This is a genomic window from Sphingobacterium sp. UBA5670, assembly GCF_002420705.1.
Taxonomy (GTDB): Bacteria; Bacteroidota; Bacteroidia; order Sphingobacteriales; family Sphingobacteriaceae; genus Sphingobacterium.
In genome coordinates this window covers 198,269-219,917 of sequence record NZ_DIIM01000002.1, presented here as the reverse complement: position 1 = coordinate 219,917, position 21,649 = coordinate 198,269, and the positions used below count along the sequence as shown (strand labels likewise).

The window sequence follows — 21,649 nt, the reverse complement described above, 5'->3', positions numbered from 1 at the left end:
AGCCTTTTTTGTTAGTTAGTACAATATTTCTTTAATGCCTCTTTCAAGCGTGGATCGTAACCATAGATATCAGGATACGTAACAATTTTTCCGTCGTCATTCAACCAGGTTGTATAATAGGTGATATAAACTGGCATCTGGCGTTTAAGAGTTACCCAACGCGACTTCGAGATCGAATCTGTCGTAATTTCCTTTGCAATTTTTTCTGCCTGCTTTTCATTATTGACGAGGTAAGATGCCAAATCAACAGGTTTTTCTACCCGTACACAGCCATGACTGACAGCGCGATTGCTTTGTCCAAACATTTGTTTCGCAGGTGTGTCGTGCAGATAAATGGAATATGGATTCTCAAATAAAAATTTCACATTTCCAAGGGAATTATCCGAACCGGGGTTCTGTTTGAAACGAAAGTTCTCGACAGAATCGGAATTCCAGTTGACCGTTGCAGGATCCACTTGTTTACCTTTGTAATACGCCACCATATTGCGGGATGCCAGATAGTTCGGATTGTTTCGAACGCTTGACAACAACTCTTTTTTGACGATACTATTTGGGATGTTCCATACAGGATTTACTTGCATGGCATCCAACATGCCTTGCATAACCGGTGTTTCATGGTTCTCGCCTTTTCGCGTATAGGCAGGATTTTCTGTTTCACCCACACATACATTCATCAATTGACTTGTCTTTCCGTCTTCCATAATATGCAACCGCTGTTCAGGAATATTCACAAAGACATATTTTTCTGGAAAATCCGCTCCCATCCAACGCAATTTTTCCAATACCATCAGAACTTGGCTCCGTTGCGCACTAGATAGATTTCCATTTTGCAGCAGATCCTGAAATTTAGCATAGTATTGGTTTTTAGGTTGGATATCGGCCAAGGCAGTTCCAATTTTCACACTGTCCAACAAGTGTACAACTTTACTATAGTTCATACGCTTTTGAGGAACAAAATATCGTCCATAAAGACGTTTAGGATTGACCACACCATATTTTAGGCTACTTACATAAGCCACAAGCCCGTCTGTACTCAATAGATCAAGCTTAGCCAGTAAAGGGTAGGCCTCCGAAACATCTTTGGCTTTCAACTTACGAAGCGAAAACAAGGTTTCCTTAATCGCAGCTGTATGAAAATAACTAGTACGAATGCCATGTTCCTCACTTCGTTCAAAGTATGTCAACATCGTATCGATGCTGCCATCAAACAGATGTTCTGCGATTAAAGTCATCCCTTCAGTAGAATCAGATAATTCCTTCATCCAACTCGGGTTAAGCAATTTAGATTTTTCCTTACCATACACCTCATGGAAAACTTTCACATAGGCAGCCGTATCAAAATCGTGATAAGATTTCTGTTCAAACCCCTTTGCCAACACGTCGCCATAAGTCGGAGGATTATCCTTACAAGAAAAAAATACTACTGAAACAAACGAAATAAAAACTAAAAAACGTAACATACAACAAATGATGAAAAGAAATGGCTTCGCAATAATGAAGCCATTTTCTGAGTGCAAAGATAAATAATTCTTACGGTCTAAAGAATCTTACCTGTCATCGAATCACTACAGAATCAATCACTGTATTTTTTCAGGAAATCTTCGAGCAATTCCACCATCTCGGTATTCCCCAGAAATGCAGCAGAACGCTGATGTAAAGTTTTGGGCTCAATAGTTAAAATACGCTGGGATCCATTGGAAGCTTTGCCTCCAGCTTGTTCGATGATAAAGGCAATAGGGTTACATTCATACATCAATCTAAGTTTCCCATTCGGGTGGGCAGAAGTTGTTGGGTAAAGAAATATCCCGCCTTTGAGTAGATTGCGGTGAATATCAGCCACCATTGAGCCAATATAACGCGATGCATACGGACGTTGTGTTGCACTATCTTCCATTTGGCAATATTTTATATACTGTTTGACACCGTTTGGAAATTTGGAATAATTTCCTTCGTTAATCGAGTAAATTTGACCTGCAGCCGGAATTTTCATATCGGGATGGGATAAACAAAATTCACCGATAGAAGGGTCCAATGTGAAGCCATTTACCCCCTTTCCCGTCGTGTATACCAACATCGTTGAGCTTCCGTAGATTACATAACCCGCGGCAACCTGTTTCGTGCCGTGCTGTAAAATATCATTGCTGTTACAAGATACACCAGTATCGGAAATTCGCCTGTAAATAGAAAAAATCGTTCCCACAGAGACATTGACATCAATATTGCTTGAACCGTCCAATGGGTCAATACAGACAATATATTTGGCGTTTTTGGAAACCCCTGATTGGATGTAAACCGGATTTTCATGTTCCTCTGAGGCAACTACACAGCATTCTCCCCCACTTTGAAGCGCTTTAATAAACTGTTCGTCCGCGTAAACATCCAGTTTCTTTTGTCCCTCTCCCTGCACATTGACCTGTCCTGCATCGCCTAAAATATCAACCAATCCCGCTTTATTAACCTCCCTATTTACAATCTTTGCTGCGATTCCAATATCGCGCAATAGCCTAGAAAGCTCCCCTTTAGCATACGGAAAATCGGCCTGTTTTTCAATGATAAATTGACCTAGTGTAGTTATACCACTCATAATGTTGTTTTATTGGATATTTGTTGCACAAAGCTAAAAAAGTTAAACAAACTTTAGCAAATACATCCTTCTCATATTTAGCATTTTAGCAGATTAAATACGCAATCGATTGCGCCAAATTTTGGAAACTTATCTTTGCTAAAACGATTATTAGCTGTAAAAAAAACAATAAAAGCTTGAAAGCACTGGATAAATTTCAAATAGCAATGATTAGAAAAAAAACAAAAAATGCTAAGTATTTGGTAATTTTGGCTAAATATTCCGATACAATGCAACAACTTATACAACTCATCGAAAAGGAAAAATTGGGAAGCCAATTGGCAAAACAACACACCTTGATCATAGACGATAAACAGGTCGTTCATGGTGCCCTATTCATCATAAAAACTGCTCGAAAAACATTTAAGCTGATGATTCCTGCTCCTTTTCACGAAGAAATCCTGAAAAATAACGTAACGGTTAGTACCTTGATCAAACACCCGCAAGTGATGCTTTTATCTTAATTTCAGAGATATCCTCGTATCCTGCTTACCCCATAAGCAAACAAAACGAGCCGCGATTTTGTTTATCATAGCGTGATTTGGGTAGAATTCTTTTGACATCACTTTCCGCCATCTAAAGGTGATAAAACCAGTTCTGTCGACACGATAGACGCCTACCAAAAAGACAGATTGTTAAGGGGAAATTTTACAAGAAATTCTGATAATAGTGTAAAATTCCTTCCAATATAACCTTTAGCTTTATTCAACAAAGACAACGCTATGCAACACCACTATAAACTTTCCGGCATGTCCTGCGATGGATGTAGAACAACGATCGAACAGAAATTGAACGAGCTGCCTGGAGTACATGCCACTGTCACTCTGGATCCACCTGCCATGACAATAGCCGCTCAGAACCATATTCCGCTACAACAATTACAGGAAATAATATCCACATTGGGGCCATATCGGGTCAGCGAATCAGATAAGCATCCTATTGATACACCATCCGGTCTATCCTTGGTGGAGCAAACAGCTGATAAATACGGCTGTCCCATGCATTGCGAAGGCGATAAGCTTTATGACTCACCAGGAAACTGCCCCGTATGTGGCATGCATTTGGTGAAACACGATTCAGTCTCACAAAGCGATCAGAAACATCAACATAATCTGCCCGTTCAGTCAAATACAGCAGTTCCTACACCCCATAGTCACATCCACAACCATCATAATACTACGCATCAATCAAAGACAGCATCTCTAGCCGACAAAGCACATGGTAATACGTCTGCTGATAAATACTATTGCCCTATGCATTGTGAGGGCGACAAGCTTTATGACTCACCAGGAAACTGCCCTGTATGTGGCATGAACCTGGAAAAAGTCCCCATGTTAAAGACAGATCTTCAATATACCTGCCCCATGCATCCGGAGATTGTGCAAGATCATCCGGGAAATTGTCCCATATGCGGCATGGACCTGGTCCCTATAGCCAATGGGAATGATGAGGCCGACGATCATACCTATCGTGATTTACGCATGAAATTATGGGTCTCTATCTTATTTACAGTCCCGATATTTATACTTTCCATGGGCGAAATGCTTCCGGGTAATCCAATAGGTAAAATCATTCCGCCCAGCTGGTCTGGATGGATACAACTGGTTTTATCCATACCCGTCGTTTTTTATACCTGCTGGTCTTTTTTTCAACGGGGTTGGGTATCTTTCAAAACCTGGCGGCTTAATATGTTTAGTCTGATTGCACTTGGTGCAGGAGCTGCGTTTGTCTATAGTTTGGTTGGCCTATTTTTTCCGCAGATCTTTCCTGCAGAATTAAAAAATCATCATGGCTACATTGCGCTTTACTTCGAGTCCGTTACCGTCATTCTAACACTGGTATTATTAGGCCAAGTCATGGAAGCTAAAGCACATTCCAAAACCAATTCAGCAATCAAAGAACTGATCAAGCTGAGTCCTTCCGAAGCTACGCGCGTAGAAAATGGAGTAGATAAAAAAATAGGCATAGATCAAATTCAAATTTGTGATATACTCAAAGTAAAACCTGGCGACAAAATTCCTGTAGACGGCCAGATTACAGATGGCAACAGCAGCATTGACGAATCTATGCTGACTGGCGAACCTATTCCAGTGGAAAAACAAGCGGGCGATCATGTCAGTTCCGGAACAATCAATGGCGACCGAAGCTTCCTCATGAAAGCCGAGCGCATTGGTTCAGATACACTCCTGGCTCAGATTATTCAAATGGTCAATGATGCAAGCAGAAGCAAAGCACCCATTCAGCGATTAACAGATAAAGTCTCCGAGATATTTGTTCCGATTGTCATTATCATAGCAATTTTGACATTTTTTACCTGGTGGCTTTGGGCTCCTTCTGCTTCTTTAGCATTCGGTTTTGCCAATGCACTTGCCGTACTTATTGTTGCTTGCCCTTGTGCACTGGGGCTCGCTACACCGATGTCCGTGATGGTTGGCGTCGGTAAAGGTGCGAAACATGGCATCCTCATCAAAGATGCTGGCGCACTCGAGAAAATGAATCAGGTCGATGTGGTTCTAACAGACAAAACAGGTACCATCACCGAAGGAAAACCCACTGTTGATGATATTCAGCCGAACTCGTCCAGCAGCAAAGACGAGATATTGTCGTTGGCCGCCGCGTTAAATGCCAATAGTACACATCCTTTGGGTCATGCTATTATCGAAAGAGCAAAAAAAGAAAATAGTAAAACGGACCTTGCAGTTTCCGATTTTGAAAATGTTGCCGGGCAAGGAATCAAGGGAAACATAGCTGGAAATAGCATAGCACTGGGCAATCAATTGTTGATGGAGTCTATCGGCATAACAATCTCTCATGACATCAAGCGAATGGCCGAAGATGCGCAATCGAAGGGAAAAACGGTGTCCTTCCTTGCAAAAGAGAATAACTTATTGGGATACTTTAGTATATCAGATCAAATAAAGGCTTCTTCGAAGCGGGCAATTCAATACCTCCTACAGCATCATGTCGATGTGATTATGCTGACAGGGGACAATATCCATACGGCGAGAGCTGTCGCCGAACAAGTCGGCATCAAGCATTTCAAGGCCAATGCCCTGCCCAAAGACAAGTTGCAGGAAATTCACGCATTGCAGCAAAAAGGTCATGTAGTAGCCATGGCCGGCGATGGGATCAATGACGCCCCTGCCCTTGCTCAGGCCGATATTGGCATTGCCATGGGCACCGGCACAGATGTCGCGATACAAAGTGCTTCACTAACTTTATTGAAAGGAGATCTTACTGGAATTGCCAAGGCAAAAGTACTGAGTCACAAACTCATTCGTAATATTAAGGAAAACCTAAGTTTTGCCTTTATCTATAATATACTTGGCATTCCATTAGCGGCCGGACTATTATATCCATCTTTTGGAATTCTACTGTCACCGATGATTGCTGCCGCTGCAATGAGTTTCAGTTCAGTTTCAGTTATCTTAAATTCCCTACGCTTAAATCGTGCAAAGATCAACATCGATTAAAAACAGATATTCCCTATATTCGCTGTTATAATAACGACATATAGTTTATAGGAACATGCGTAATATCTTTTTAATCTTCATAACAGTTATCATCACAGTTGTCTGTGTTAAGAATCCGCAATCGGTCCAGCTCAATTTTCTCGGGGCAACACAGATCGCACTATGGAAGCTGCTATTGGCCTTTTTTATTGCCGGGATCGCATTTATATCTCTCCTAAAAATCGAAAAAAAGAAACAGCAGGTGTATGAACAGGAAGATTTGGACGAATCGGGCGAAGAAAACAACGACCGGAAATCCCAATTATCGGATGAAGACCGGGAATTCCTCTCCTAAAAGAAAAAATAAATCACTAAAAATGAAGCCCTAAAGAGCTAGAACGCATTTTTATCACACAAATACTTGCGAGAAATAGGGATTAACCCTATCTTTGCATCACTTCAAACAAGGAACGGTAGTTCAAAAGAAAGAAGTAAGATTCCGTAGCTCAGCTGGTAGAGCAATACACTTTTAATGTATGGGTCCTGGGTTCGAATCCCAGCGGGATCACAAGAGAAAAGCTAATCGCAAGATTAGCTTTTTTTATTTTAGCTAGTCGGGATTCAAACTGACTTTTCCTCGCAAACTAAACTTACTGCTGCATTCAGCTACGAACCGCTCAAATTTCCGCCCTGTATTTGTCATAACGGGTCCATGACCAAAGCAGATAATAGCCGGATTCAGTTTTGCTAACTTCTGGAGCGATCTCATGTTGAGCTGTTGATCTGAAGTGAATAAATTTGGAGGAAGGTGCAAACCGGACTTTGTCGTAAGCAAATTCATATTTGTCGCTGCATCACCGATGATCAGTACACCATCATATTCGCGGAACAGAGAAATATGCCCAGCAGAATGTCCGGGTGTTTCTATGACCTGAAAGCTTCCGATCATATCTTTTTCAACAACCGTACGATTCACGCGATGCCCCTGGCCTGACCAATATTTTTGCTGAAGCTTTGCAAGCCAATGGTTCCGATCAGGGTAGTCTTTAGTGACCAATCCCGTTTCTGTCCTAAAAACTTCATCTGGATGGCATAGTAAAGGTATCGCAAATTCAGCACATAGTTGACCCGAACAGCCTTGGTGATCCGGATGGGCATGGGTAAGTATATGCTGATAAACGGGGATTTCCTGAAGCGTTTTCTTGATGGTGCTATAGGAGTTCCGTATTCCGGAGTCGACCAATACACCTTCGATAATATAACAATTAATACTGTTTCGTGGCAGCAGTGAAAGCTGAAATACTTCTGGAGCAATTTGACGTAACATAATTTTTTGTACAAACCTACACTGCAGAACAGATGAATAAAAGGACATTTGTCCTAAGATACCCAGTCGGAATATTTGCTGCTTTGCCCGGGTAAGCGATCGCTGTGTAATTCCTAAATACGATGCCAGATCTTGTGTGGCTACCCGCTGGATTAGCATCGGCTCACTAGATAGTACACGGCGGTATTTGTCTAGAGCCGACCTATTATTATAATTTAGCAGATAACTTTCCTTTTGACTATACTCCCGCTCCATCAAAGATTTTACAACTCCATTCCAAGCAATCACCTGAAGAAGCAAATAGTAGTAATCGGCGTAGCTTATGCTACAGATCACACTATCTTCGATTGCCCTAATACTCCTTCTTGATTCTTTTTGTGCAACAAACTCTGGAAAGGAAGTGGCAAACTCATTTTCAAACTTAAAGCAGGTTATATTTTCTTTTCCTTCCCTATCTAAAGCGTATGCTTTTACAGCACCGCTCGCAATAAATCCAACATGACGGCAGGGTTCATCCTCACGGATAAAAAAATCACCTTTTTTTAAGTAGGTCGGCTTGAAAAACTGTACAGAAAAGCTGATTTCTTCCATAGACAGTTTTCCTGTGGACAACAGGTAATTTGTCAAAACATGCGTCATATTCCCAATCTTTCTCCCTTAATTTTTTCGAATTCTGCGGATTTACCGTAAAATTCCGTATCGGTCTTCAAATCTAACAATTCTTTTACAATACCAAATTCTAATCGGTCAATGTTTAGATGAGCCTTATGAAAACCCCTATTTTCATGGATTTTTTCAAAAATGCTAATTTAATAATTTTGCTATGCGCATTAAACACCATAACCGATGAAAAATTTTATATTATTTATTTTGACCTTGTTGAGCATGCCCAATCTTGCCCAAGATAACTCAGCGTCCACAGATTTAGCCTATCCAGATTTAATTCCGGTACTCGTAGGTGATAGCCTATATGGTTACTGTGACAAAGCCCTAAACGTGAAGATAAAAGCAATATTTGAAAAAGCTGACCTATTCGAAGCTGATTATAACTTTCAGCTTTTCCATGTAAACAATCCCGAGATCATTAAATTTGGAACAAAAGACTACGCATGGGTACAATTCAATGGCGAACGCTACCGCATCGATAAATCAGGCGCAAGAGTATATAAGTACAGCGCTGCCGATTTTAAAAGGGGTGAAACAACAATTTATCTGTACAAAAATTCAACGGTTTATTATAGCAACAGCATAGATCAAAACACGCTCTTACAGGAAATCAAAGATAGCCATACTGGAAAAACAATCTTTCCGGAGGAGCACTCCATACAAGAGTTTCGCGAAAAAAATAAGGATTTGATTGAAGAAGGAGTTAAATTGGTTTTTCGCCCCAACAGAAAAAAAATACCTTATACAGATTTCACCAATGAACATACGCTCCTCAAGGGAATAAAAAATAGTAAAACAAATCAGATTGTTATCAAAGCAAAATATGCGAACATAGAGGAACTTTATAATAATCCATTACGGGATCGGGAATATCCTCTTTTTATCGGCTACCGTGGCGATTTGGATAAAGAAATATATGTAGGCCTGAATGGAACGGAGTATTACATCCACGAATAGCGTAAAAATCATTAATTTCCAAGTTATCATCCGCTAAGAAGGGCTAATCATGCAATCATTTCACTAACTTTGTCCATCGGCTTGACCCGGCATTAAAAAAGTAACAGCTGCTCCTGATGATAGAAAAACTCCTCTTCGAAATGAATAGCTATGCGGCGCTTAGCCCAGCTACGACAGAAGTTTTGAAGACCATCTGCCAAGTAAAACCCTTCAAAAAAAATGAACTCATTCTACGCGCCGGAGAATATACGAAATACTATTATTTTGTATGTAAGGGATTATTAGGCTATTATAAACCTGATGCTGATGGAAATATCATCTACAAAATGTTTTTCGAAGAAAACAGCTTTTGTGCTTCCACTGCTGCAATCATCGAAGAAAAACCCAGTACTTTCAATATTATTGCACTTGAAGATGTGGAACTGATCCAGTATTCGGCCAAAGCTTTCCGCGAACTTATTATAACTCGGCACGATTTAGCACTCTTTCAGATTGCTTATCTCGAAAAGAACTGGGTCGTAAAAAAAGAACCGCTCGAAATCGGCCTCAAATGGGAGTCTGCCAAAGAGCGTTACCTGCAGCTCCATCAAAATCAAGCTCTTTTCAAAAGGCTCAAACAGCACCACATAGCTTCTTATCTCGGCGTAACTCCAACGCAGTTGAGTCGTATCCGTAAAGAATTAAAATCATAATTCCATCAACATTTGTACATGTTTTTGAATAATATACTTTGGAATTTTGTACCATAAAGACAAATTCTTAAGATATGAAAACAGTACTCACCATCTTATTTTACGCCCTTATCCTACCGCTCACTGCGCAACAGGTTATCAGGACAAAAGTCCATAGTGACAAAATGAACAAAAATATCGAAACCATTATAATTACACCCGACATGCAAAAAGGGATCAATTATAAAACGGTTTATATTCTTCATGGCTATAGTGGCAACCCCAACCGTACTGTGCAGGAGGACATTCCGGACTTAGTACAAAAAGCAAAAACATTTCAGACCATATATATCCTGCCAAATGGAAATTTCAATTCCTGGTATGTAGATAGCCCCATAGACCCGGGGTCACAATACACAACTTTTATCGCTGTCGAACTAGTCAACTACATTGACCAGCACTACCCTACCTTACAGCACAGAAGCGCTCGGGGGATACTCGGCTGGAGCATGGGTGGCTATGGTGCCCTCCACATTGGCATCGCTTATCCGCAGACATTCTCAATCGTCGGAAGCTCCTGTGGTGCCATAGATTTCGATCGCTTCGGAAAAGGATATAAAGGCTATCAGGTAGACAAAGTACTCGGAGATTTAAAAGATCTGAACGACAGCGAACGGATTTATAGCAATGAAGATAGGATGATGCAAAATAAGCAGCACTATATGATCGATTGTGGAACGCAGGACCAACAAATGCTGGAAATGAACCGAACATTTCACAAGCATCTGACCGACAAAAACATCGAGCACCTTTATATAGAATCAAAAGGAGGACATGATACAGCCTACTGGAGCAAATCATTATCACAGCAATTGGCTTTATTCCAAAACTATTTTCAAAATGAAGGACTATAAATCGACGCTCTATGTTGCCGCTGGAGCGTGTAGCTACGGACTCCTCGCAACCATCGTAAAATATGCCAACCATTTAGGCATACATACCAGCTTGTTGACCTTCTTGCAGTTTATGTTTGGTTTTCTCTTTTTGCTGGTATTTAATCTACTAACAAAACCAAATGCCCAAGAAAAAAGACCAGTCAAATTTGCTGCAAAGTTTAAGCTGATGGCATGGGGTGCTTCATTGGGTCTGACCACAACGCTCTATTACCTCTCCATCCAATACATCCCTGTATCAGTGGGCATCATTCTATTGATGCAGTCCATTTGGATCAGTTTGGTTGCAGAAGCATTACTCTTGAAAAAGTTTCCATCCCTGGGCAAGATTGCAGGAGTCCTGATTGTTCTGCTGGGCACAGCCTTAGCAAGCAATCTATTTAAAAACGACAATAATTTTGATTATAGAGGAATCGTGCTAGGTTTCGGGGCAGGAATAAGCTATGCCTTGGCAATTTACGCTTCTAGTTCTGTAGAGAAGCAATTACCAAGTCCTGTACGCAGCCAGTTCTTGGTTCTCGGCGGACTGCTGCTGATTGTGGCTTTTTGGAATATTGATATTATTCGGCACATGCAAATTCATGCCTTGGCTTGGGGATTACTGATTGCGATTTTTGGGACGATCCTTCCCCCTTTGCTATTCACAAAAGGAATCCCAAAAACTGGAATAGCAATGGGGAATATTATTTCAAGTCTGGAAATTCCCATTTCAACGCTTTCTGCGATGCTGATTCTGCAGGAAGTCGTTTCGGGATTCCAATGGCTAGGCATACTCCTTATTTTAATGGCTGTCGTTGTAATCAATGCTGGTAAGCCCCATTAGCTACCATGCTGTCAGAAAAGAAGCAGCGTTAATATGCCAGCCATTAACGTCCAAAGCAGTACCGCGTTGCGTTCGACCTTGCGTAACGAAAGATGTATTGAACTTGCACTGGAAGCCCTGCGCTACTGGAATCTGCTGCGCTGCGGCATTGCAAAAGATGTTTTGGAAGGTGATTTTTAAGGGGCTCCATTTACAGGTACAAAAAATCTCCGCACAAAAGCAGGCGGAGGCAAAGCCCCATATAATCGCTGGTACGTAACCAGCAAGTCTTTTAAAGCCGGTCAGGATGAATATTGGCCAATTCCACAGAATGAGGTTAATATAAATCCAAATTTAAAATAGTACCTTGGGTATCGTTAATTGTCCAACGATACCCTTAACCATTAATGATACCCTTTAAACATAATTTAAAGTATATGAAGAAGTCACTATCTTTCACTTTATTATTCTCCTCGAGCCTTTTCGTTGCGCTCCCCTTCGTTAGTTTTGCCCAAAAGGCAGGCAAACCAAATATAATTTATATTTATGCAGATGATCTTGGTTTTGGTGATTTAAGCAGTTATGGCGCCAAACAAATCGAAACTCCCAACCTAGATAAGCTTGCCCAAAGCGGAACGCGATTTACCAATGCACATAGTACATCAGCAACCTGTACCCCTTCTCGTTTTGCATTGATGACCGGAACGTATCCCTGGCGTCAGGAAGGTACAGGTATCCTGCCCGGCGATGCCAAACTGATCGTTCCAACGGATAAAATTACGTTGCCCAAAGTATTCAAACATGCGGGCTATGCGACGGCTATTGTTGGAAAATGGCATATGGGACTTGGCAATCAGGTCCAAAAAGACTGGAATGCCCCCATAAAACCAGGGCCTAATGATGTAGGTTTTGACTATTCGTTTATTTTTCCTGCAACGGCAGACCGCGTCCCAACCGTATTCCTCGAAAATGATCAGGTCGTCGCAGCGGATGTCAATGACCCGATCCTGGTCGATTACGAAAAGAAAATCGGCAAAGATCCTACAGGCAAAGAGCATCCCGAATTGCTCAAAATGCATTCCTCCCCCGGTCAGGGACACAATCAGACGGCATCGGAAGAATCGGTTATATGAGTGGAGGCACGCGTGCGCGATGGGTGGATGAAGAAGTCTCCACAACATTTCTTCACAAAGCCCAGGATTTTATCTCCACGCATCAAAACAAACCGTTCTTCCTGTACTTCTGCTTAACAGAACCGCACGTACCCCGTATGCCGGCAACACAATTTAAAGGGAAGAGCAAACTTGGTTATCGCGGCGATGCTATTCTGCAGTTAGATTGGACCGTCGGACAAATTCAACAGCAATTGCAACTTTTGGGACTTGACAAAAACACGATTATAATTTTCAGCAGCGACAACGGGCCAGTACTCGACGATGGCTATATGGACGGCGCTGTGGCCCAACAAAATGGCCACTTACCTGCTGGTCCACTGCGCGGCGGTAAATATAGTATCTTCGAAGGTGGAACCCGGGTACCATTTATCGTCAGTGGTAAGGGTGTTGCACAGGGGAAAGTTTCGAATGCATTGATCAGCCAAATAGATCTCTTGGCAACAAGTGCCCAATTACTGGACATCCCACTAAAAACCGACGAAGCAAAAGACAGCAAGCCACTTTTGAAAACCTTAACAGGTCAAGATAATAAGGGCCGCACGAGTATGGTTCAGCATGCACAGACATTGGCTATTGTAAAGGACGACTGGAAATATATTGCTCCAAGTAAAGGTACCCCTTACATGAAATTAACGGACACGGAAACAGGAAGTCTCCCCGAAGACCAATTGTATGATCTCAAAAACGATATCGGTGAAAAACATAATGTTGCTTCAAAATATCCCGAAAAAGTCATTGAACTCAAACAATTGTTGGAAGAAGAACGTCAAAAATGAAAATAAAAGTTGGACTTTCCCTCATCCTGCTCGGATGGGGGACCCTTTTGCACACCCCACTTGGCTGAGGCAAAAGAATAAACAGGAACATCATCAGTATCTCTATTTTGAATACCCCGAAAAAGGTGGCCAGATCGCCATACGGGAAGGACATTGGAAAGCTGTAAAACTCGATTTAAAGAAGAATCCTAAAGCTAAATGGCAATTATACGATTTGACCACAGATCCTTGGGAAGAAATGGATCTAGCGGCCCAATACCCGCAAATGATGCCGCATTTTGATGAAATTGTCACCAAAGAACACCGACCTGCCCCTATACAAGAATGGGAGATTGTAGCCAATAAGATGATTAAAAAATAATTGATTTATTTTTTAATCTAAAATACACCATATCCTAACCTTGAAATAGATCAATATGCCGTCCGCATGGTAGGCTTTCAATGGTTAACCACTTTCGACCAATACGCCACATCCAGCCTCTGACCAAACTAAAAAATACAAACAACTGTTTATTAGAAAACTAACCAGGTAATCATTTTAAAAAAATTGGAAACAAAAAAAAGCTTAGCATTCGGTCGGGCGACCTGCTAAGCTTTTATAAATACCTCTTTGTAAGAGGCAATCAACCTAAACCTAGGACAAAGATAGTGCTTCAAATGATATAAACAAAAATTTTGTTATATTTTTTTTCAACTCCCATAAATTTGTTTTAAGATAGCCGCCACAAAAGGAATAGTAAGTGTACAATATACACTACAATCTTTTTGCATTTTTCCTTGGGTCATTTTTTGACTACCTACATTCAAATACGCTCTACTACCATATTTAACCCTTGCATTAGTTATATTTATCAATGCATGAGCTGCCACTCTCTTTTATTATTTTCTTTTCCTGAGAAAAGGAATGGCCCTTCCTGTCGACATACGGGACTAACTTCAACTATTCCGCACAGGCCTTTACAACAGCCGTATTTGTAGGATCTAAACATGAATATTTCAGTTAATTATTTAGTAACTTTGAATCAATCAAAAAAAAAATAACATGTTTACTGGAATCATAGAAACCTTAGGAAAAATAGAAAATATCGAACAGGAGAAAAGCAATATCCATTTTTACGTCAGTTCCCCTATTTCCAATGAACTCAAAATAGACCAAAGTGTAAGTCACAATGGTGTTTGCCTCACAGTTGTGGGATTGAACAATGACCTTCATAAAGTTACAGCAATTGATGAAACCTTGCAGAAGACAAATCTGGCTCAGTTAAAGGTAGGTGACTTGATCAATCTTGAACGCTGTACATTGGCCGGCGGAAGATTTGATGGACATATCGTTCAAGGTCATGTCGATCAGACCGCCCTTTGTATCCAAAAGAAAGACGAAAATGGGAGTTTTATTTTCACCTTCCAATACGATGTTTCCAAACAAAATATCACTGTAGAAAAAGGGTCCATTACTGTCAATGGCATTAGTTTGACGGTCGTAGATTCTAAAGACGATCAGTTTTCCGTCGCAATCATTCCCTATACACTTGAACACACCAACTTACAACAGGTTGAAGTGGGCAGTACAGTCAACTTAGAGTTTGATATAATCGGGAAATATGTCACTAAAATTATGGCTTTGCGCGGTTAAGAAAATTCGGTAAGTTTCCTTTGGTCTAAGACTGACCAAAGGAAACTTATTTCAACGAGTATCCCCCTCAAATTACTCTAAGTAATGGCCCTGGCGTATTAATAATGCCCGATATTTGTTAAACACGCTCGATTTGGAAACAAAACCCATATATTTATTTTCATCGCCCAAAACCGGAAGTATCCAAGTATCGTCCTTATTCATTTTGGCCATCACAATCTCCATATTTTCATTGATTCCTACGGTATCATTGGGCTTCTGAGCTAATTTTTCAAAAGGAGTGTCTCCTCCATCTACTTCACCCAATAGGACAGAAAATAGAAACTCGCTATAGAGCAGCCCCATAAACTTGCCTTCGTAATCAACCACCGGGAAAATATTGCGTTTACTATGGATGATGTCCGTTTGCCGTACTTTAGGTGTTTCATCGGGACGTAAGACTACAAAATTCGTTTCCAATACATATTTTATGCGCATCATGCTTAACACAGATCGATCCTTATCCTCATAAGAAATGAGATCTCCAGACTCTGCCAGTACCTTGGTATAAATTGAATGCTTTAAAACAGACCGATTGATCAGATAGGAAATTGAACAGACCAGCATCAATGGAACCATTAATGTGTAGCCTCCGGTCACTTCTGCGATCAAGAATATGCCCGTCAATGGCGCATGCATAATACCGCTCAAAGCCCCGGCCATGCCCGCTACCACAAAATTTGGCACATTTAATTCGGCAATTCCGGTCAGGTTGACGCCATAAGAAAATGCAAAGCCCAACAAGCCGCCCATCACCAGGCTCGGACCAAAAACACCCCCATTGCCCCCGCCGTTTAGCGTAAATAATGCCGCAAAGGATTTCCCGAATAACGTCAATATGGTATAGCCAAAGACTACTAATCCAATATCCTTATAGTCTGAAAACAAGCTATTCTTAACAATTGAATTAAACTGTCCATTGAGAATCTGCTGAATCGTAATGTAGCCCTCGCCATACAATGCCGGAAAGACAAAGATCATCAACCCTAAGGCGATACCGCTGACCCAGACTTTGCTATAGGGATTTTTAATTTTTGAAAACCATTTCCCGACACTTCTGGAAACACGGGCAAAGTAAATGGTATAAAGACCGATCAGCACCGCCAATAACAAATAGAACAATAATGCCGAAACCTGCCAATCGGAATTGAACGTACTGAATAGCGGTTCATTGTAAAGTACCCGAGACACCACTGAAGCCAAAGCCGATGATATCAGTAAAGGGATAAACACTGGAATGGAAAACTCAGGCAGTAAAATCTCGATCGCAAAAATCATTCCTGCCAAAGGACTATTGAATGCTCCTGAAATTCCCGCCGCTGCCCCACAGGCCAATAACATCGTTACCTCTTTATACTGTAGTCCAAAAAAGCGGGCAATATTCGAACCAATAGAAGATCCTCCCAAAGCAACTGGAGCCTCCAGACCACAGGAACCACCAAACCCAACCGTAATGGCTGAGGTCACCACCTGCGAATAGATATTGCTCGGGTCCAAACGGCTTCCTTTCCGGCTGATGGCATAGATAATTGGTGTGATTCCGTGCTCCATCTTCTTCCCCTTCAGAAACTTCCGGACAAAAAATACACTGAGTAAAATCCCAATTAATGGAAATATCAAGTACACCGAGTATTTTACTTTCCAATCGATATCGTCCTGTATAGTTGTTGCAATAAAATGGGTAAGTCTTTTCAGGACAGATGCCATAATACCGCCAACAATTCCAACCAAAAAGGCCAATAGAATGATAAAATTTCTGTTCGAAACTTTCTTCATTCGCCATTGATTGATCTGATCTATTTTCCTAAAAAAACGTCCCTTGAGGTTTCTCATATCTTCTATTGAAAGCTCAACACTTCCTTCTTCTTTTTTGTTTTGAATTTATCCGGTACTACAGCCAATATTTCTCTCTCCAACGCCTGAATCGCATGTCGCTTTACAAAATTCTGCGTCGTCACCAAGGAAATCTCCCGCACAGGTTCCGGTGATTTGAAATAACGGATCCTATCCAATTGTTCATCGGAATAATCCCAGATCGACAGTTCAGGCAATATCGTAATGCCGTCGTTGATATCAACCATACGTTTCAGCGTTTCCACACTACCGGTATTATATTCAAATCGTCCTGTCAGATCCTGATTGTGTTTGTGATGACAGATATTGAGCACCTGACCGCGCATGCAATGTCCTTCATTGAGCAGCCAGAGTTTATCGTCCGCAATATCATCGCCACTCAGTACTTTCTTCCCAAACAAAGGACTATTGGTAGAAATGTAAGCGACAAAATTCTCATAGAACAGCGGAGATTCTAAGATGCCCGGATCATTTAGAGGTGTCGACAATACACCACAATCCAAAAGTCCGACCTTCAGTTCATGGACAATTCGCTCTGTCGTATATTCCCAGATCTGCAATTGCAACTTCGGGTATTTTTCCATAAATGTGGTCAGTACATTCGGAAGTAAATATGGAGCGATCGTCGGAATAACCCCCACCTTTAGCGTGCCCTCAATCTCGCCTTTTTTATCCTGTACAATCTCATTAATCTTTCTGCTTTCCGTGAGCACCAACCGAGCCTGAAGAATAATTTTCTCACCGATTTCTGTAGGAATGACAGGCTGGCGGCTCCGATCGAAGATCTTCGCCCCTAAAGACTCTTCAAGTTTTTGTATTTGCATGCTCAACGTAGGTTGCGTGACAAAACATTTTTCAGCAGCTGCAACAAAACTTCGGTAGGTATCAACAGCTATAATATATTCCAGTTGGATTAAGGTCATCTTACTATCTTTAAAGCACAAAATTACGAATCCTGTCGTAAACCCATATCAAATCCTTTGATAATTTAAAAAGCTGAATGGATATTTGGCCTGCCCATTATACAATAAATACCTTGCCAAAAAGCCAATGCCTATCCACTATTGTTACATTAGTTAGCATAAAAAATCGATTTCATCAAAAACCTTTTCTTAAATTTGGAGATTTACAACAGTTGATAGTTAAATCCTATGAAGTTTATTAATAGTACGACAATTGCACTAGCTTTATTCTTAACCATGGCAAACAGTCCTTATAGTAAGGCTAATCCTGATGAAGGAATGTATCCATTGAGCGAGTTGAACAAAGCTGGACTAAAGAAAGCTGGGTTAAAGATCAGTGAAAAGGATATATACAACCCAGGTCAGGTTGGATTAGTAGACGCGCTGGTTCAAGTCAGCGGATGCACCGGATCATTTGTCTCCAATCGCGGATTGATTATTACCAATCATCATTGTGCCTTCTCTGCTGTTCAGTTAGCGAGTACAGCGATCAACAATTACCTAAAAAATGGCTTTGTCGCACAAAATCAGGAGCAGGAAATTGAAGCGAAAGGATTAAAAATAAGAATTACGGATTCGTATGAGGATGTATCCAATAAAATTTTAAATGCCGTCGCGAACATCAGCGATCCTGTGGAACGCATCAACACCATCAAACGTAAGCAGGAGGAGTTAGTTAAGCAGGCTGAAAAACAGGACCCGACGATTAAAGCCGAGGTGTCCGAAATGTTTATCGGCAAGAGCTATGTCCTATTTCGCTATAAAACGATCGAAGATGTCCGTTTAGTCTATATTCCACGTCAGAATATCGGTGAGTTTGGTGGCGAGACCGACAATTGGGTGTGGCCTCGCCACACCGGAGACTATTCCTTTTTAAGAGCATACGTTGGTAAAGACGGAAAATCTGCACCTTACTCCAAAGAGAATGTCCCTTATCAGCCGAAAAAACACCTTAAAGTAAATGCAAATGGGGTCAGAGAGAATGATTTTACCTTTATCCTGGGATATCCCGGAAAAACATTCCGACACCGGCCCGCACAGTATATCCAATATCAGCAGGAGTACTTATTGCCGTATGTTTCCAATCTCTATGATTTCCAAAATAAACAAATGGAAGAAGCCGGTAAAGACAATACCGACATCGCTTTATCACTAGCAACACGGATAAAACGCAATGCCAATGTTCTAAAAAATTACCGCGGTAAACTAAAAGGACTACGTGGTATTGACTTGCTGGCGACCAAAAAGCAGGAGGATGAAGCACTGGCTGCATTTATCCTGAGCAAACCGGAACTAAAAGACAAGTATGGCAGTCTATTGGCTGACATTGAATCGTATTATCAGGTCAGCAATCAAGATGCACTGAAAGAACTTTGGATCAATAATATTTACAATAGCACAAGCCTATTGAAAGTCGCGCGTGATATTAATGCATTAAAAATTGCTTTAGGGAAAGAAAAGACTTCACAAGCTGCAAAAGCGCTTTTCGACCGCGATATCCAAAAGATTAAAACGGGTATTAAAGAAGCTTATGAAAGCTACAACAAACAGGCTGATCAACGTATCCTGACTAAAATGCTACAGGATGCCGCCGCATTTCAAGGTAAAAATCAATTGCCAGCTATTCAAACACTGCAACTAAACAGTGAAACGGCACCGGGATTTGCCACAGAAATTATCAATAGCACCAAACTTGCTGATCAAAACTATGTACTGAATACCGTTTTAGCAAATGCGGATGCGCTTCAAAAATTCGACGACAGATTATTGAACTTCCAGGCTGGTCTGAACAATGACATTGTGACTTTTGCGGCTGAGCAAAAAAGACGCGAGGGCGTACTCAATAAATTAATGGGTGATTATGTAGCCGTCAAAGAAATTTTTCAGGCAAAGAACTTTATCCCTGATGCAAACTCAACGTTACGTTTGACTTATGGCCACATCAAGGGCTACTCACCTGCTGATGCAACCTATATGAAGCCATTTACAACCATCGAAGGGATTATTCAAAAAGGAAATCTAGGCTTGGCAGAATTTGACTATCCGCAGGAAATCAAAACAGCTTACCTGAATAAAAACTTTGGCCCTTACCTTCAGAAAGATTTAGGTTCTGTTCCGGTAAATATCCTATACGATATGGATACCACTGGCGGTAATTCAGGATCTCCGATCATGAACGAAAATGGTGAATTAATTGGTGTCAATTTTGACCGCGCTTATGATGCAACAATCAATGATTTCGCCTGGAACGAAAGTTATAGCAGATCCATTGGTGTCGATATTCGCTATGTGCTTTGGGTTGCCGATAAAATTGACAATGCACATTTTATTCTAAAAGAAATGGGGATTTAATTCGCAGCCGGATTAAAACTAAAAAGCAGCTGTAACGCTTCCGGTACAGCTGCTTTTTTTCTGACATTGTTTGAGATTATTGACCAGAAAGAACCCTTAGGTCGCTAGAGTAAGACCTAAAGTTTTCCGCCTTGCAGTAAAGTGGAGAAAACAGCTTTCAACCGTAGCAAACCTGCTGCTAATACCGACCTCGAACAAGCGATATTCAGGCGAATAAAGTCGTTACTCCCCTTTCCATACATCGCCCCAACGTTGACTTGAACATGTTCTTCAGTCAACAACAGTTCACCCAACTTTCGGCTAGAAACTCCCAAGGCAGCACAATCTACCCATGCGAGATAGGTTCCCTCCAAGGGAAGTACCTGCAAAGCAGGAAGATGTTCAGCCATAAAGCTTTTCAAATAAAGATAGTTCGCCTGGATATAAGCCAGCACCTGATCTAGCCATTCTTCCCCTTCATCATAAGCTGCAATCAGGCCCGTAATGGCAAAAGGACTTATACTGGCGATTTCGTTGACCAATAATGCCTGCTGGACTTTCTTCTTAAGTTCAGGATCAGCAGCAACAATCGTAGCGACCTGCAGTCCTGCCAAATTAAAAGTCTTGCTTGGTGCAATGCAGGTAATGGAATGAGCGAGCAGTTCAGGACTCAATGTTCCAAAGGGAATATGCGTATGTCCGTCAAAAACAAGATCACAATGAATTTCATCTGAAATGACCAAAACCTGATGGCGCAGACAGATCTCGCCCAAGCGTTCAAGTTCGGCTTTCGTCCATACCCTTCCAGCAGGATTATGCGGGCTGCATAAAATAAATAATTTCACTTTCGGATCACTTGCCTTATACTCGAAATCCTCAAAATCGATCCCATAATGACCGTCCCGATAGATCAGATCATTGGAAACTACCTCGCATTGGTTACGTTCGATCGAGGAAAAAAAACAATGGTATACCGGTTCCTGAATCAATACCTTGTCACCTGGCTCTGTAAGTGCTTTGACCAAAGCTGACAGCGCCGGTACCACACCGATTACAGGAAGAAGCCATTCCTGCTGTATCGCAAAGCGGTGTCTGCGAGAAAACCAATTTAAAACAGCCTGATAAAAGGCCTCTGGAACTTTGGCATAACCGTATACAGCATGCTGAACTCTTTGTGCCAATGCATCCACAATAGGTTGCGCAGCCGGAAAATCCATATCAGCTACCCATAGTGGAATCAAATCTTCATAATCCTGCTGATTCCATTTAACCGAATCAGTACCACGGCGGACAATTATTTTATCAAAATCATAGATCATACAGCAATTTAATCAAAAATACAGGTCATTTACAATAAAAAACGCGACAAACTAAACATCTTCCTTCAGAAGTTGAATCCGGCTAGCCATCAGAGCCAGAATACAGCTA

At 41.2% G+C, this 21,649-nt stretch carries 19 protein-coding genes and 1 tRNA gene; 14 read left to right on the top strand and 6 right to left on the bottom strand.

Annotation, left to right across the window (positions count from 1 at the left end):
* Positions 1–11 precede the first annotated feature (11 nt).
* Both B3C94_RS01920 and fbp read right to left on the bottom strand, forming a co-directional pair.
* Positions 12–1,460 carry a L,D-transpeptidase family protein gene (locus tag B3C94_RS01920; RefSeq protein WP_293898117.1) on the bottom strand — a complete coding sequence of 483 codons (1,449 nt, stop codon included), beginning with the start codon at positions 1,458–1,460 and terminating at the stop codon, positions 12–14.
* 113 nt (positions 1,461–1,573) lie between these two features.
* Positions 1,574–2,584, bottom strand: a complete 1,011-nt coding sequence (gene fbp, locus B3C94_RS01915) for a class 1 fructose-bisphosphatase (RefSeq protein WP_293898114.1) — start codon at positions 2,582–2,584, stop codon at positions 1,574–1,576.
* A gap of 269 nt (positions 2,585–2,853) precedes the next feature.
* Here fbp and B3C94_RS01910 point away from each other — a divergent pair, with 269 nt between their 5' ends.
* The 4 genes from B3C94_RS01910 to B3C94_RS01895 all read left to right on the top strand — a co-directional run bounded on the left by B3C94_RS01910 (position 2,854) and on the right by B3C94_RS01895 (position 6,643).
* Positions 2,854–3,087 carry a hypothetical protein gene (locus tag B3C94_RS01910; protein WP_293898111.1) on the top strand — a complete coding sequence of 78 codons (234 nt, stop codon included), beginning with the start codon at positions 2,854–2,856 and terminating at the stop codon, positions 3,085–3,087.
* Between the two features lie 258 nt (positions 3,088–3,345).
* Positions 3,346–6,096 (top strand): heavy metal translocating P-type ATPase, encoded by a 2,751-nt coding sequence (locus B3C94_RS01905; RefSeq protein ID WP_293898108.1) that lies wholly within the window; start codon positions 3,346–3,348, stop codon positions 6,094–6,096.
* Positions 6,097–6,151: 55 nt separating this feature from the next.
* Positions 6,152–6,430, top strand: coding sequence for a hypothetical protein (locus tag B3C94_RS01900; protein ID WP_293898105.1), 279 nt, complete (start codon positions 6,152–6,154; stop codon positions 6,428–6,430).
* Between the two features lie 140 nt (positions 6,431–6,570).
* Positions 6,571–6,643 (top strand) — tRNA-Lys (locus B3C94_RS01895).
* Positions 6,644–6,685: 42 nt separating this feature from the next.
* On the opposite strand, the gene B3C94_RS01890 is transcribed toward B3C94_RS01895, so the two are convergent.
* Positions 6,686–8,041: an MBL fold metallo-hydrolase gene (locus tag B3C94_RS01890; RefSeq protein ID WP_293898102.1), complete on the bottom strand. Its 1,356-nt coding sequence runs from the start codon at positions 8,039–8,041 to the stop codon at positions 6,686–6,688.
* Between the two features lie 207 nt (positions 8,042–8,248).
* Between B3C94_RS01890 and B3C94_RS01885 the strand changes: the two genes are divergently transcribed.
* From B3C94_RS01885 to B3C94_RS01845, 9 genes are all read left to right on the top strand, one after another.
* Positions 8,249–9,025, top strand: a complete 777-nt coding sequence (locus tag B3C94_RS01885) for a hypothetical protein (RefSeq protein ID WP_293898099.1) — start codon at positions 8,249–8,251, stop codon at positions 9,023–9,025.
* Positions 9,026–9,141: 116 nt separating this feature from the next.
* Positions 9,142–9,717, top strand: a complete 576-nt coding sequence (locus tag B3C94_RS01880) for a Crp/Fnr family transcriptional regulator (protein WP_293898096.1) — start codon at positions 9,142–9,144, stop codon at positions 9,715–9,717.
* A gap of 74 nt (positions 9,718–9,791) precedes the next feature.
* Complete coding sequence (locus tag B3C94_RS01875) at positions 9,792–10,610, top strand: alpha/beta hydrolase (RefSeq protein WP_293898093.1); 819 nt, start codon at positions 9,792–9,794, stop codon at positions 10,608–10,610.
* On the top strand, positions 10,597–11,472 hold the full coding sequence (locus B3C94_RS01870) for an EamA family transporter (RefSeq protein WP_293898090.1): 876 nt from the start codon (positions 10,597–10,599) through the stop codon (positions 11,470–11,472). Before B3C94_RS01875 ends, B3C94_RS01870 begins: the two co-directional genes overlap by 14 nt.
* A 33-nt stretch (positions 11,473–11,505) precedes the next feature.
* Positions 11,506–11,652 carry a hypothetical protein gene (locus B3C94_RS01865; RefSeq protein WP_293898087.1) on the top strand — a complete coding sequence of 49 codons (147 nt, stop codon included), beginning with the start codon at positions 11,506–11,508 and terminating at the stop codon, positions 11,650–11,652.
* A gap of 236 nt (positions 11,653–11,888) precedes the next feature.
* The gene (locus B3C94_RS01860) at positions 11,889–12,584 is read left to right on the top strand and encodes a sulfatase-like hydrolase/transferase (protein WP_293898084.1); all 696 of its coding nucleotides are present in this window, start codon (positions 11,889–11,891) and stop codon (positions 12,582–12,584) included.
* Positions 12,581–13,402 carry a sulfatase-like hydrolase/transferase gene (locus B3C94_RS01855; protein WP_293898081.1) on the top strand — a complete coding sequence of 274 codons (822 nt, stop codon included), beginning with the start codon at positions 12,581–12,583 and terminating at the stop codon, positions 13,400–13,402. The genes B3C94_RS01860 and B3C94_RS01855 overlap by 4 nt, the downstream gene beginning before the upstream one ends.
* A gap of 34 nt (positions 13,403–13,436) precedes the next feature.
* Positions 13,437–13,763, top strand: a complete 327-nt coding sequence (locus B3C94_RS01850) for a hypothetical protein (protein ID WP_293898078.1) — start codon at positions 13,437–13,439, stop codon at positions 13,761–13,763.
* Between the two features lie 681 nt (positions 13,764–14,444).
* Positions 14,445–15,035 carry a riboflavin synthase gene (locus tag B3C94_RS01845; protein WP_293898075.1) on the top strand — a complete coding sequence of 197 codons (591 nt, stop codon included), beginning with the start codon at positions 14,445–14,447 and terminating at the stop codon, positions 15,033–15,035.
* A 72-nt stretch (positions 15,036–15,107) separates the two neighbouring features.
* Here B3C94_RS01845 and B3C94_RS01840 read toward each other — a convergent pair whose 3' ends face one another.
* A complete protein-coding gene (locus tag B3C94_RS01840) occupies positions 15,108–16,907 on the bottom strand; it encodes a chloride channel protein (RefSeq protein ID WP_293898072.1) in 1,800 nt (599 codons plus the stop codon).
* Positions 16,908–16,912: 5 nt separating this feature from the next.
* Positions 16,913–17,851, bottom strand: coding sequence for a hydrogen peroxide-inducible genes activator (locus B3C94_RS01835; protein WP_293898069.1), 939 nt, complete (start codon positions 17,849–17,851; stop codon positions 16,913–16,915).
* 228 nt (positions 17,852–18,079) lie between these two features.
* Between B3C94_RS01835 and B3C94_RS01830 the strand changes: the two genes are divergently transcribed.
* On the top strand, positions 18,080–20,242 hold the full coding sequence (locus B3C94_RS01830; protein ID WP_293898066.1) for a S46 family peptidase: 2,163 nt from the start codon (positions 18,080–18,082) through the stop codon (positions 20,240–20,242).
* A 116-nt stretch (positions 20,243–20,358) separates the two neighbouring features.
* On the opposite strand, the gene B3C94_RS01825 is transcribed toward B3C94_RS01830, so the two are convergent.
* The gene (locus B3C94_RS01825) at positions 20,359–21,540 is read right to left on the bottom strand and encodes a MalY/PatB family protein (RefSeq protein WP_293898063.1); all 1,182 of its coding nucleotides are present in this window, start codon (positions 21,538–21,540) and stop codon (positions 20,359–20,361) included.
* Between the last annotated feature and the right edge of the window lie 109 nt (positions 21,541–21,649).